Origin of the sequence: Neobacillus rhizophilus (assembly GCF_018343535.1) — a bacterium.
GTDB lineage: Bacteria > Bacillota > Bacilli > Bacillales > Cytobacillaceae > Neobacillus > Neobacillus rhizophilus.
Map to the genome: position 1 here is coordinate 639062 of NZ_JAGYPF010000004.1, position 13069 is coordinate 652130.

General features: G+C 39.7%; 13 protein-coding genes. 8 read left to right on the forward strand and 5 right to left on the reverse strand.

Annotated elements, in window-relative coordinates; translation table 11 throughout:
- Positions 1-211 precede the first annotated feature (211 nt).
- From KHA99_RS21310 to KHA99_RS30960, 5 genes are all read left to right on the forward strand, one after another.
- Positions 212-2434, forward strand: a complete 2223-nt coding sequence (locus KHA99_RS21310) for an McrB family protein (protein WP_213119486.1) — start codon at positions 212-214, stop codon at positions 2432-2434.
- On the forward strand, positions 2409-3881 hold the full coding sequence (locus KHA99_RS21315) for a DUF2357 domain-containing protein (protein ID WP_213119487.1): 1473 nt from the start codon (positions 2409-2411) through the stop codon (positions 3879-3881). The genes KHA99_RS21310 and KHA99_RS21315 overlap by 26 nt, the downstream gene beginning before the upstream one ends.
- 527 nt (positions 3882-4408) lie before the next feature.
- Complete coding sequence (locus tag KHA99_RS21320; RefSeq protein ID WP_213119488.1) at positions 4409-4621, forward strand: hypothetical protein; 213 nt, start codon at positions 4409-4411, stop codon at positions 4619-4621.
- Between the two features lie 407 nt (positions 4622-5028).
- Positions 5029-5304 carry a hypothetical protein gene (locus tag KHA99_RS21325; RefSeq protein ID WP_213119489.1) on the forward strand — a complete coding sequence of 92 codons (276 nt, stop codon included), beginning with the start codon at positions 5029-5031 and terminating at the stop codon, positions 5302-5304.
- Positions 5305-5355: 51 nt separating this feature from the next.
- Positions 5356-5460, forward strand: coding sequence for a hypothetical protein (locus KHA99_RS30960; RefSeq protein WP_284037945.1), 105 nt, complete (start codon positions 5356-5358; stop codon positions 5458-5460).
- Positions 5461-5641: 181 nt separating this feature from the next.
- Here KHA99_RS30960 and KHA99_RS21335 read toward each other — a convergent pair whose 3' ends face one another.
- From KHA99_RS21335 to KHA99_RS31665, 3 genes are read right to left on the reverse strand one after another with little or no spacing between them, the layout of a single operon-like run.
- On the reverse strand, positions 5642-6967 hold the full coding sequence (locus KHA99_RS21335) for a hypothetical protein (protein WP_213119490.1): 1326 nt from the start codon (positions 6965-6967) through the stop codon (positions 5642-5644).
- A 2-nt stretch (positions 6968-6969) separates the two neighbouring features.
- Entirely contained in the window at positions 6970-8259 is a 1290-nt protein-coding gene (locus KHA99_RS21340; protein WP_213119491.1) for a DUF58 domain-containing protein, read from the reverse strand.
- Positions 8256-9215 carry an AAA family ATPase gene (locus tag KHA99_RS31665; RefSeq protein ID WP_213119492.1) on the reverse strand — a complete coding sequence of 320 codons (960 nt, stop codon included), beginning with the start codon at positions 9213-9215 and terminating at the stop codon, positions 8256-8258. The genes KHA99_RS21340 and KHA99_RS31665 overlap by 4 nt, the downstream gene beginning before the upstream one ends.
- A gap of 270 nt (positions 9216-9485) precedes the next feature.
- Between KHA99_RS31665 and KHA99_RS21350 the strand changes: the two genes are divergently transcribed.
- Entirely contained in the window at positions 9486-9731 is a 246-nt protein-coding gene (locus tag KHA99_RS21350; protein WP_213119493.1) for a hypothetical protein, read from the forward strand.
- 405 nt (positions 9732-10136) lie between these two features.
- On the opposite strand, the gene KHA99_RS21355 is transcribed toward KHA99_RS21350, so the two are convergent.
- Positions 10137-10634 (reverse strand): P-loop nucleotide/nucleoside kinase family protein, encoded by a 498-nt coding sequence (locus KHA99_RS21355; RefSeq protein ID WP_213119788.1) that lies wholly within the window; start codon positions 10632-10634, stop codon positions 10137-10139.
- A 148-nt stretch (positions 10635-10782) separates the two neighbouring features.
- Here KHA99_RS21355 and KHA99_RS21360 point away from each other — a divergent pair, with 148 nt between their 5' ends.
- A complete protein-coding gene (locus KHA99_RS21360; protein ID WP_213119494.1) occupies positions 10783-10956 on the forward strand; it encodes a hypothetical protein in 174 nt (57 codons plus the stop codon).
- Between the two features lie 516 nt (positions 10957-11472).
- Here KHA99_RS21360 and KHA99_RS21365 read toward each other — a convergent pair.
- On the reverse strand, positions 11473-12270 hold the full coding sequence (locus KHA99_RS21365; RefSeq protein ID WP_213119495.1) for an SDR family NAD(P)-dependent oxidoreductase: 798 nt from the start codon (positions 12268-12270) through the stop codon (positions 11473-11475).
- A gap of 140 nt (positions 12271-12410) precedes the next feature.
- Between KHA99_RS21365 and KHA99_RS21370 the strand changes: the two genes are divergently transcribed.
- Positions 12411-13055, forward strand: coding sequence for a hypothetical protein (locus KHA99_RS21370; RefSeq protein WP_213119496.1), 645 nt, complete (start codon positions 12411-12413; stop codon positions 13053-13055).
- The last annotated feature ends 14 nt before the right edge of the window (positions 13056-13069 follow it).

Sequence of the window (13069 nt, forward strand, 5' to 3'; positions counted from 1 at the left end):
CCATAGGAATCTCTTTAAATGGCCCTTTAAGAGTTAGATTCAATTTAAATTATCCCAATTTAATTTTTTCTTTGTAGGACCACAACCCCAGATTCACCAAATTTGGCAAATCTAAATTTTCTAAATCTGGTAGAATAGAAATAACCTTGAATTTCCAAATGTAGATTAGTAAAATCCTCCATAAAGGTAAACATATTAAGCAGGTGACTAAATGCTAAATCTTACATATTTTCAATCGCTATTTAACGAGGACAACACAGAAATTCGCTGCCGGAAGGTACTGGACGAAATTTCACCGGTTGTGAAACCAATCTTTCAACAATTTGTAGAAAGAATCGGGATTACAGTCGGAAACGAGTACATAATAAGGAGCTATGATACGACGCTTACCACTACCTATCATGATGCTCGTAACCCTACATATGCAGAAAAGAAAAAGGATTCCGATATTGGCCGGAAACACTATATAAAACTGAATCGGAAAGTGGATGACAAGGAGTACAATTTCCTCACCCTTGAACTTGAGGGGATTAGCAGAATGTTGATGATTCATTCTGAACTGAATTTCATCCCGTTTTGGGCATGGGTTCGGAACGATAAAATTCATGGTGTCCTGGAGGCGATTCCGTCCGATTATTCTATTTTTACGGGGTGGAAGGAAAAGTCGGTGATCCCAAAAGAGGAGTTTGTTCCGTTTGTCAAAAGCTGTATTAAACCACGCAAACGGCCAAACTTTGAAATTGGAACAAGCCTGCCGTTGGAAGGGAACTTGGAAGAGGAATCCCTGATTGCCGAGCTTGTCTCCGCTTGGGAAAAGCTTGGCCCATTCCGGAGTTTTTATAACGAAGAAATTGATGTTTCAACTCGAGCATATGATGCCCTGATGCTCCTCGCCGCGACCCGAAACATTAAAGAAACCCATTTGCTGGGTCGTCCCTATTCTGTCGATATAGGGCCATTGGAAGATCAAAAACAGGGAAAACGCCAGCCTTTTAATATTTATGATGGGGAGCAAATGTTGACAAAGGGGTATATGAGCTACCTTGATTATAGTGATAAAGATTCGCCATTCCAGACGATTATCGTGCAGCTGGAGGGTCATAATCATATTTTCACAAGTGCCAGAGCCATAATTGGGGACGGCACGATAGAGTGGTGGATTACCAAGTCATTCGCGGGACAGAACCAGGAGAATGCGAAGGTAATGGCCAACGCGATGCGATTGTTAGGTGAGCATCATATTCAGGTAAAAGGAAGTTCCTATTATGTAGGAAGCTTCAATAATGAAACGCAGTCCTTTGTGGAAGGGGCTGAAGCGGTCAAGAAAACGTTTATCGATGCTGGCCTCCTTTTTGCTCATGTTAAAGGGAAGCTGGAATTACGGTCTGATGCTCCAACTGTCGGAACAGGTGAAGAGGACGACCCCGAGACGGAACCGGGTTTAGAACCGAACTTTACGTTCAGTGAAATCATCAACATGATTTCTAACAGTCAATTTACATTTTCCAATGACATTATTCGGGACTTACATTTGAATCTGACCGCTTTGGATGATAAGCATTTTGTGCTGTTAAGCGGAATTTCTGGGACAGGGAAAACTCAGCTTTGCCGCTTATATGCCAATGCTGTTTATGGTTTGGAATATGAGAGTGAGAATCCGTATTTTACGATTATTCCGGTGCGTCCGGACTGGACTGATGCGACAGCTTTGTTCGGTTATTATAGTTCCTTTGAAAAACGCTATGTCAAAACGGAGTTCCTCCAGGTTCTTCTGCATGCATTAAAAGAGAGGGATAAGCCTCATTTTATTTTATTAGATGAAATGAACTTGGCCCGTGTGGAATATTACTTGAGCGATTATTTAAGTGCAGTTGAATCCCGCAAAGAAATTCCGCTGCATCAGGATGATCAGATTACTGATATTCCGAAGAAACTGGTAATTCCGCCAAATGTTTATGTGTTGGGAACCATTAATGTTGACGAAACCACCCATTCTATCTCTGATAAAGTGCTGGACCGTGCCTTTGTCATGACGCTTTCCGATGTTGATTTTGATTCGTATTGGGAGAGGGTAGACCAGGATTTGAAAGCTGCGCTTACGAACGAGTTTACGATTTTACGGGAATTGCATCGCACGTTATCCGTTTATGAGCTGCATTTTGGTTATCGTTCGATGGGGGAAATGCTGCAAAAGCTATATGCCAATCATCAACTCCCTGAAGAGTATCAACTGGATGCGATGGAAGCATTGGATCGGGTGATTTCTGAAAAAGTTTTAACGAAAGTTCGGGGGGATGAGCGGATTTCTGATATGCTGGCGAATTTGGAGGAATGGCTGACCATGAATATTAGTTCTGCGTCCATCTCACTTCAGCACGTGAAACGGATGAAAGAGGAGTTAGAGTATTATGGTGCAACCCAATTCTGGCGATAACCAGTTTGAGCTTTTTGATAAGCAGCTAGGCTGGATTCCATTTTTGGATGCGTATCTAAGAGAAGCGACCGAATATAAGCTGCGTTATCACGGTACACAAATGGATGTGAGATTTCAGGGTATTCCGGTCCCATTTTTTCAAAAAGAGGGAAAAGGATATTCCACATTTATGACTCCATTTCAATCTGGCTCCGTTAAGGTTTGTTTGAACGGTCAGGAATTTGATACCTTTGTTTATCCGGATGATCGGAAACTAACGGAGGGTCAGTTCAACCTGATGCTGGAAGAAATCTTGTCGGAGGCGAATAGCTGCTTCCAGCTCAGCGGGTTGACGACCCATGTCAATGCATCAGGGCGAAACCGTGATATCACGTGGACACAGTGGAGTTATTTGGATCAATCCTTTCATCAGTTGAAGCACATTTTTTCAAAAATTGAAAAGCAGCCGCTCCGCCGTTTGGACAAGTATACCATGATGATGAAACGGGAAAAGGTCCAGCAATCGGAACACGTTACTTTAAGGTGGATGGATCTGCAAGGGCACGGCGATGAGATTCCGAGTACGGTACAAAATGTGAAAACATTGGAAACACGAAATCTGTACGAAAATCAAGTGCTAAAGCAGCAGTTGCAGGATTTATATCGGCTTCTCCGCAAGTATGAAATGATTGAACATGAAGAGGTTGCGGGCAAAGCGTTGAAGTATAAAGGGATTGTCCAGCGCTGGCTGAACAGTTCTTTTATGAATGAAGTCACAGCAAACGAAGGTCCTTATACGATTACGCAAAAGTTTCGTAAGCATCCTGTTTACCGCCTGTGGTATCAATGGTTTGACCAGCTTTATAAGCATAACCGTGAGGGCATCGGCTTTGATTACCCGATTTCATTAAAAGACACGTTTCAATTGTATGAAATGTGGTGCTTTATGAAGGTAGTCAGGATTCTGAGGGAAGCTGATTTTGTGTCCGATACCGCTGGTTTGTATAAGTTAACGAAGGATGGCATTTTTCTTAATCTGGCCGAGAATAAGGAAAGCAAAATTCAGTTGCGTGGCGGTGTGAGCCTGTACTACCAACGGGCCTATCAATTCAACTCCCCAAATTTCCATACGTATACGCAAAAGATGATTCCGGATATTGTTCTGGAAGGGGAAAACGGCCTGATTGTGTTTGACCCGAAATATCGCGTTCCGGACAATCTTGGTACGGCATTGGGAGAAATGCATAAATACCGTGATGGCATTCTCATGCGGGACACCGGTGAGCGAGCGGCTCAGGAGGTGTATATCCTTACACCCACAACCGACGAAGTGTCCGAAGGGATGAGATATTTCCATCACGATTACCATGATCATTATGGTATGGGGGCCATTCGGGTGATGCCAGGGGATGAGGATGAATATTTGAGTTCGAAGATTGTCGGGAGTGTTAAGCTGTTGTCTAGATAGGATATTAAATAGGGTAACTTTGAAAAATTCAAGTTGAATTTAAATGGAAACATACGTTCCTATCGGCGTGTGGGAATGGTATAATATATATGCAATAGAATAGGATATTTCAAGGGTGGTCGGCACACTCCCAAACAGAAAGGGGGTGATGCTGGATGACAGTTTATGAATCATTCATGTTTGCGATTGGTTTTGCAGGTTTAATCGTAACCATTCTGTCATTTAACCGAAAAAAATAATCCACCCTTGAGTTAGTGACGGCTCGGGTGGATTATCCTACCAATATGCCGATCCCCTGCTGAGGGATCCGTCTATTGCTGGACCGGACATGTTACTGCATGTTTGGTCTTTTTTAAATTATTCCACATTTAATCATATTATAACTGATATTTATAAAAATAAAAATAATTACTACGAACTACTAGAAAGGTATTTTTAATACCAGACGTTGAGGATACGATTCTGTCCATGAATAATTGCAGATAAGAAAAGGACAGAATAGTAATGAAAGAGGAGGAATCTATGAAATGATTAAAGAAATTTACTGGAATGCACCGGTAATACAAATTCAGCATAACGATTTTGGCGAATGGGAAACAATGCTATGGACGAACAGGAACTGTTGGAAAATTGTCTTTGAAGCTTTAGAAAAGTATTATTCTGCAGAGGAATATCGAGCTATAGACGCAAATGGAGAGATAATGGAATACCCACCAAAAAAAGAACCTCATAAGTTTTAAGGGAGCCAGACAGCGAGGGCTCATTTTGTATTTGGGAACTCGTGTAACACTCTTAAAAGCTTCAGCTGAGAAAAAAAGATATTGATAATCTTTTATGGAAAAACAATCTTATGACTGCGTTTAGTTTAATGCATATATTATTGGTTCAATGTGGAAAACGATAGAAAAAAAGACCGTAACATGAAGGAGAACGGGTTCCTATTAGGAGTACAAAAACGTAATTAGCATTTCATTTTTTAGGTTCAAATCACATATGATTTGGACCCTTTTTGAGTAGAAAATTGTTTAGTTTAGTTTTAAGATGTTTGAATCTGGATAGTGAATATTTGTAGGAATTTAACACAATAGTAATAAAAAGTAATAAAAAGAACCCATCAGAATATCATTTAAATGGGAGGGGGAGTTAGATGGAAAATCAAATGGAAGCAAGACAACAGGGAAATGGAATGGCGGTATCGGCTCTGGTATTGGGATTGGTCGGTTTGGTATTGGGACTTGTACCGTTTTTGGGTTGGTTTATGTTGCCAGCTTGGATATTAGCCATTGTGTTTGGAGCGGTTGGACTTAAAAAAGGTCAAAGCAAAGGGATGAGTTGGACTGGAATTGTATTAGGTATCATTACGTTTATATATAAATTTGGGTTTTGGATATTGGTTGCCATTGGTGCCAGTACGAGTACATAAATATTTAAAACAACTGTTGAAGGAGTTCTTGAAGACTATCGAGTACAAGGCATTGCGACCAAACTATTTAACGAAGTGTTTGAATGGGCAGAGGAAGTTGGAATTTCAAGATGGGTTCGTTTTAAATGGAGAAAGCGTCCAATGGTTAAAAATTAACGGGAAATTTGTAAATGAATATTACCTATATAAATTGTTGTGATGCCAATAAATAAACAATTAAAGCACCTTCGAAAAGGTGCTTTAATAATGTCTAAATTACTGCTAAATTCCTTGCTAATCTCAGTCGGGACGATATCAGCAAAAGAGCAAGGCTCTAAGTTTTTAGAATTTAGCTTTACTACCAAAGTCCCTTCAGCAAAATTCGATACTCTTCCTGGGCTTCACTTGGCACTCCGCCATAATAGGCCGCCTGATAGTCTTGATTTAGCTTCTCCAGCAAATTTTTCACTCCATATTTCTTGCCTTCATATTCCAGCACCGTTTTCTCCGGTGGAATTTCCTTTATGATTCTATTAATATATTCTTGGGAGGTCTCCGTTTTATGAACAGGAAAGCCGTTCTTTTTCCCCCAACTCTGCAATTGATAGTAGTACCAATATACCGAATCATGATAAAAATGAGGAAATCTTTTGCGCCAGTTTAACCTTACCTTATTCATGAGGGCCCACAGTTTTCTTTTAAAATTTCCCCACCAGGATTTTTTTGAGACCAAAACCTGCTTTGGTTTCATACCAATAATGGTTCGTTTGTTTTTCAAAACCTTCATAAGCACGTACATGAAAACAGCAGACAGAACGACTACAATTCCAACGATCAACCAAATGGTTGAAGAGGAAGATACTGTTTCTTTTACAGCATCATGTGCCACAAATTCCCTTCGAGGTTCTAAGATTTCCATTTTTCCATTAGGAACGCCTGGAAATAATCCTACGACCCATAATATAAACCGTGCAGCGAATGACCCGGCCCACTTCAAGCCCTCCCAAAATCTTACTCCCACAGAAATCACAGCCTTATTAACGCCTGGTAGTAACAAAACCAAGGAAAAAAAAGGGATGGAGACGAGCGCCGCGATTAGTAAACTTGTGAGCGGCCCTGCATGACCGACCTTACGAATATCTGCTGAGTATCCCTCATCATCCTGAGCATGACTTTGTAGAGATAGGATCATCCCAATTAAACTTATAGCTATTGCTAAAATAAATGAATAATGTAGAGCTTCAACTTCCCAACCTTTTTTCATATAGGTGAAAGCGAACACAAGATACAAAATAATATTCACTTCAAAGCAACGCAGCATGTCCCGTCGTTTTGGCTTTTTGTCATAAAGACCAGCACTGCGAATCCATATAAACCCTGCTGCTATACTAATTGCTAGCCCAAAGAACCAGGCACCTTCCGGAACAAAGATGGTCTTCCAATTTTGGTAAAGCACTATTCCCATAAAGAGAAGGTTTGCCATAACACCAACTAAAAAAGTCCTTTTAGAAAGGAAAACATTGAGAAAATAGCCGGCAATACCTGCAATCCACCACCATGCTGCACTGAAAGAAACGAACTTATTCCACTCCAGGCTTGTAAACAGTACAATAGTATAGTAAATCCATAACACTTCACTAAATACGACAATAAAAGAATTAGAGATTCCTTTGATCCGTTCCATCTTCATGACCCCTCTGCTACAGAGCCGCTTGCTTTAAGAAAAATATCCAGTTTCTTAGCATTTACTTTCTCGGCAAAGTCCGATTCCTTTTGATAAAAAAACCGAACATCTGGGAGCTTTTGTTTATATTTCTGGTACCAAAGAACATGGTCCTTCGTCACACTTTCACAAAAAATGAATAATGGACCCGATAGAAGCCGGTTGAAAAGTAGTTCAGTCAGAACCAAATCGTTTTGGGGAACTCTTTGAGTACTTTTCGCCAATACATCTAGCATTTGCCTCAAATCGGGGCTTGGTGTGACAACGCTCATTTTTTCTCCCTTGTAGGAAATCGAATTAGTTGCATAACCAACCCGTATACCTTGATCATGGTATCTCACCGCAACCGAGGCAATCACGGAGAGAAACTCTTCAAACCTATCAATCTGTTTTGTCGTGTATTTCTTTTGTTCCACCTGGTCTTCAAACAATGTTCTATTCATAACAAAGCCTGAGACATCGCCATAGACCATAATCTGCTCCGACACAACAGGCTGATAGACATTTCTCTGCAGTCTCCCTGTCCGAGCACTGGCCCGCCAATTGAATCTTCTAAGCTCATCGCCTGGCTGATAATCGCGGATGCCGCTAATGAGCAAAGGATCTTCCAAAAACCCGCCATTCTTTCCTTTTGCCGCCCATTGCATCGAAGGTCGAAAGGCGGGGACCATGACAGGGACCAATTGGGGATACACATATAACGATTTATTTAGTGAGTGCTCCTCCTCAGACTCTGCAAAGCGGAAACCGTCACCCGAGCGGAGCTTTACATTTCCCAAATCATACACACCGCGCCTGTGTGCTTTTCCGTCAATCGTCCATTTCACCCGCTGATGCGAGAGTAACCATAAAAATCGAATGAAATAGGTATCTCGTTCTTTTTCACCGATTGTAATGTCTTTATTTTTTGGAAACTCCCATTCCAGCCAAATTAACGGAAGCCATTTATCATTAAAGACAGCAGGATGCATTTGAAACTCCTCGCCCGCAAATAACCTGGATTTAGATAGTTCCAGTGTTGGCTGAACCTTTTTCAAGGATTGGTTTTTCCAGGCGATAATGAAGAAGCCTAAGAAAATTAAAAAAGAACTCACCAAAATGAGCGGTACAAATCGAAACCAAACACCTACTAGAAAGAAGGCAAGCAGCACCCATATGGCATGCTTTTGGAAAAAATAACTTGTGTCTATGGCTTTTCGCGGCTTATCCGTTTCTTCCGTTTCCTGTTGAGTGGTTTGTTGATCCGCACTCATATACGAACTACCTCTTCATTTGGGATTTCCTGTGCAGCAAGGATATTGGCAAGGACATCCTCTGAATTCGTCCCGTTCAGCTGCGCTTCCTTTTTTAATAAAAGACGATGACTCCAAACAGGCCTGACCATTTCCTTTACATCATCTGGCACAACAAACGTCCTTCCTTGCATAAGTGCCCATGTCTTCACCGTCTTATAAAGGGCTTTCGTTGCTCTCGGACTTACGCCAATGGATACAAGCGAATGATTTCTAGTCGCGTGCGCTAGCTCCGTAATATATTTTCGAATGCCTGCATGGACGACAACCTCTTGAGATTGCTGCTGCAGATGTTGAATTTGCAGTGGATGTAAGAGGCTCTTGATGTCCCCAAAAGGGGTTTCATCGCCAACCTGTTCAAGCATTAATTCTTCTTCCTCTTGAGAAGGATAACCTAAAGTTAGCTTCATTAAGAATCGGTCAAGCTGTGCCTCGGGCAGCGGGAAGGTCCCTTCCATCTCAACCGGATTTTGTGTTGCAAGAACGATAAAAGGACTCTCCAACTGATAGGTTTGTCCATCAATCGATACCTGTCTCTCTTCCATACACTCCAACAAACTAGATTGGGTGCGAGGGAGGGTCCGGTTTATTTCATCAACTAAAAGTACATTTGTAAAAACAGGGCCTTTCCTAAAATAAAATTCACTCGTCTTCTGATTAAAAATCGATCCACCCAGGACATCTGATGGAAGCAGATCCGGTGTACACTGAATCCGTGAAAACTGACAGTCAAGGCCCTTCGCAAATGCTTTGACCATCGTTGTTTTCCCTGTACCGGGCAAATCCTCAAGCAGCACATGTCCCTCTGTTAACAGGGCTGTTAATAGCAGCTTCAATTCTTGTTTTCTACCAATAATGACCTTCGACATTTCCTGCAAGATCTCTTCCAATATCTCTTGAGATAGATGTTTTGCCATTTGAATCCTCCTGAAAGCGGTTTACTATTATTATTTTAGCTTAATATTTTGAAAATTGATAACATAATATCTTCCATAGAAAAGGGATTAAGCAGTAGGACAGGGGTGGGGGAGTTTGACCCTAATTTTCAATTTTTAGATGAATGGGGGAGTGGCTGTGACTTGAGAGGCTTGCGATTTGTTGTTTTAAAAAATGTCATTTAGCTAATATTTTAGTAGAATGAAAGTATGATGCTCGTAAATAACAGAATCTTTGAATGGGGGATCTATATGAAAGATTATGATGAAATACAAGTAACAAAAAAAGTTTTGAAATCTATCACTTGCAACAAATGTGGAAAGTCTAAAACAATTACTGACTTCGGCTTCGAACAAGATGAATTCCATTCCTTTAATTTAACATTTGGATATGAATCGATGTATGATGAACAAAGATGGAAGTTTGATATTTGTGAAAGCTGCCTGGTTGATTTTGTAAAAACTTTCAAACATGCTCCGGACGTCTTTGAAGACTAGTATTTGCTAGAAAAAACAATCCACCCTTGAGTTAGATACTCTGGTGGATATTTTTTCGTGAAATTTAATCAGAGACATTAAAGAGAATGATTATTTTCAATCGCCCTCGTTAACTCTATTTTGACTAACTTCACCAAATGTTCCCTATTAAGCGAATTATCATTCTTGGTATAAACATTAAGATGTTCCAAATCACTTCAAATATAAACTCAATTAGGGTATCTTTAAAAAAGCCGTCTCTATTTCTTTTTTTGTTTTTCATCTTCTAACTCCCAATAATCAATCGTTGTTTAACTATCGATTCTAGCACATTGAAACTTTTCTTACTCACATTTCATTTTATATCATATAGAGCACCTTCCAGAACAAAAGGTACTCTATACACACGAATCATTGAACTCCTCGTTATTCTTTTCCACTAAACTCTAAAATATTTAAACCCTCAGATGCCTCTGGTGCTTCAAAAAATTTAGTAACATGAATAAACACCGCTTCCGTGTCAAAAGCTGCTCTATCGGGTTGTTCGTTACGCCTTTTTGCAATTTGACGTAAGCATTGCTCGTTATTTAGATTAAGGAAAATTAGTTGATGGCTTGCATTGATCTCTGACACCATATCCAAAAACCACTTTCGCAGTTTTTGAGTGTTAGCTGGAAAATCCATCACTACATTCGTACCGACACTTAATATGTTTTGGACATGCTTTTTCACCAACGGCTTGAGCTGCGCTGAGAATTTTAGATAATCATCAAATGATGCAATCTGATTGGGATAAAGAGATGAAAGCCATTCATCCTCAGACAACAGTACCGCATGTTTATCTATCGCCAATTGTTTTGATTTAGTTGATTTTCCAGCACCCATTTTTCCGCAGAAAAAGTATAGCGTCCCCAATTGTTTCATATTTTTTAACCCCCCGCGCTTATTTTCGTTTAAACTTTTTACTTCGTTTAGTCCCAATTTAATTATTCTCCAATTTCATTTATATTCCTTCTTTAACAAACCTGGTTTAGTTTAAGTGAAACCTCCACAATCTCCATGTGCACGGGAATTGAACCAATGGACAGAGGAAAAATGGGAAGAGCATTATGAAAAACTATCTTTTGATGATGGTGGCTGGGTTCCGGCTGTTCCTAAAGCTAGAAGACGATGTCGGGTGGAAGGCTGTGATGGTATTCCTGAGCCTGATGTAAATTATTGTGATGAACATATTAGGGAATCTTAATTTCTTTAGTGGAGTGGAGGGAAATACACTCTTTGTAGGTAGCATGGATGACTGCTCAAGCAGAACAAGCTTTTTAAATAAAAAGCTCAGTTATAGCTTAATGTTGATTTCAATGTATTTGAAATAAACGTAAAAATTCCGTTTAACTTGGGGAATACCCTTATTTCCTTAAAAATAAAGGAAGTTTTTCCGTTTATATGATCCAAATCTTTGGATTTTGTCTAATTTAGAGCGGTTAATCGGAATTTCTCCGCTTATATCTGCTTCTTAATCTTCATCTATATACATTAGCCGGAAATTCTCCGCCTATCAATTCTCATGCCTACACGAAAATCAACAATGAATAATAACAGAGCCAAATAAAAAAGCGTAATATATGAAGGCTCAGAGCATAAGACTCTGGGCCTTTAAATAGTTACATTCTCTTCTTCCCGCATTTCTTTAGTTACATAGAAATATTGATTAGCAGACGCTTTTTTGGGGCTAATTGAAGGGGATTGAAATGGAATTAAGAGGTCATTCTTTTTTGCCAGGTGTTTTGATTTTTTTCAAAATGAGGTCTGTTGCTTTTTTTGGATGTAAACGATATAGGAAGTCCATGATTTCTGCATCGTTTCCGGCTAATACTCGGTATTTATTGTTTTCCATCCCTTTAATAATGAGCGCAGCCGCTTCATTTGGGCTGAGCATCTTATAGGAATGGTTGTCAGCTCCTTCGAATTCTATTTTCGCATTTTGGACGAGGTTAGTGTCGACTGCCCCAGGAAAGACGATGGTTACGCCTACATTGGTATCTCTAAGCTCTAAATGTAGGCCTTCCGTAAACATTTTGACAGCCGCTTTTGAAGCGGAGTAAATCGATTGAAGCGGCACCGGAAGAAATCCACCCATGCTTGAGACGTTGGTAATGTGCGCTTCTGGTCGAATTATAAGGTATGGCAAGAACGATTTACACATATAGAGCGTTCCATAAAAGTTGATATCCATGACTTTTTGAATATGATCATAATCAAGATCGTTGACAGTCTGAAACTGTTGAAGAATTCCCGCATTATTAATGATTCCATCTATGCAGCCGTGAGCCGCGATGATCTCTTCTGGAAGCTTTTCTACAGCATCTCTGTTAGCTACATCAGCCATGTGTGTCGAGATCTTATCGCCATATACAGTAGCGAATGATTTTATTTCCTCTAGCTCGTTTTTGTGAATGATGGAAGCGACTTTAGCTCCTTTTTCCAGGAGTTGAAGGACGAGCTCTTTCCCAATCCCGCCACCAGCACCTGTTACGACAATCACTTTATTGGATACTTTCATCCTATACCCCCACATTTTTGTTATGAAAAATTACCTATTCATGATATGTGAGTAAAGTGGATGAAATTCTTCTTTTATGTGGTAGGAAAGACCTCTTTTTGGTTTATTATGGTAAAATGTTAAATATGGGAGGAGATGTTTTGAATAAATTCCTAAAAATTACAATTGGCGTTTTGAGTGTCATCTTATTAGTAATTGGTCTACTTTTAGTAGTCTTTCTATTAGAAATGAAACCTGATAAAGATAAAGAAGAAAAGATCAAGATTCAAGCGGAGCAATATTTAGAAGATAAATTTAATGATAATTTTGAGATTTATGACACTCTGTATGATAATATGGGGAACTTTGGATTTGATTATGCTGCTAAGGTTAGAGATAAGAAAAGTAATACAGAATTTTTAGTCTATTATGATAATGAAGCCGAACAAATGGTTGACACATATATTGCTGATAAATGGACGGGGGAGTTAGAAACTGAAATAGGTCCTTTTATTAAAGAGAATTTTGGAAAAACAACTGTGATCCATGTTTTCTTTAGCAATGATAGGATTGGGCAGGAATTGGGTATTGACCCTGTTAACCCTAGAAGTTATAAAGAGTTCGTCGTTGAACCGGCCATCCGTATTACGGTTCCTAGAAAAAGGACAGACTTGGACGAAAAAACTCTTAATGAGTTGATATCTTTTCTAAAAAGCGAAGCCAAATTGCAACATGGTTCGGTTATTATCGAATACATCGCTGAAAATGGAGTCATTTTAGATGATGAATGGGGTAAAGAGTTTTAATTAGATATGTATAT

What these genes read in the sequence shown, in the direction of transcription:
- KHA99_RS21325 (WP_213119489.1), top strand. Translation starts at nt 5,029, where the DNA reads ATGGAAAATCAAATGGAAGCAAGACAACAGGGAAATGGAATGGCGGTA.
- KHA99_RS21320 (WP_213119488.1), top strand. Translation starts at nt 4,409, where the DNA reads ATGATTAAAGAAATTTACTGGAATGCACCGGTAATACAAATTCAGCAT.
- KHA99_RS21365 (WP_213119495.1), bottom strand. Translation starts at nt 12,270, where the DNA reads ATGAAAGTATCCAATAAAGTGATTGTCGTAACAGGTGCTGGTGGCGGG.
- KHA99_RS21340 (WP_213119491.1), bottom strand. Translation starts at nt 8,259, where the DNA reads ATGAGTGCGGATCAACAAACCACTCAACAGGAAACGGAAGAAACGGAT.
- KHA99_RS31665 (WP_213119492.1), bottom strand. Translation starts at nt 9,215, where the DNA reads ATGGCAAAACATCTATCTCAAGAGATATTGGAAGAGATCTTGCAGGAA.
- KHA99_RS21355 (WP_213119788.1), bottom strand. Translation starts at nt 10,634, where the DNA reads ATGAAACAATTGGGGACGCTATACTTTTTCTGCGGAAAAATGGGTGCT.
- KHA99_RS21315 (WP_213119487.1), top strand. Translation starts at nt 2,409, where the DNA reads ATGGTGCAACCCAATTCTGGCGATAACCAGTTTGAGCTTTTTGATAAG.
- KHA99_RS21310 (WP_213119486.1), top strand. Translation starts at nt 212, where the DNA reads ATGCTAAATCTTACATATTTTCAATCGCTATTTAACGAGGACAACACA.
- KHA99_RS21350 (WP_213119493.1), top strand. Translation starts at nt 9,486, where the DNA reads ATGAAAGATTATGATGAAATACAAGTAACAAAAAAAGTTTTGAAATCT.
- KHA99_RS21335 (WP_213119490.1), bottom strand. Translation starts at nt 6,967, where the DNA reads ATGGAACGGATCAAAGGAATCTCTAATTCTTTTATTGTCGTATTTAGT.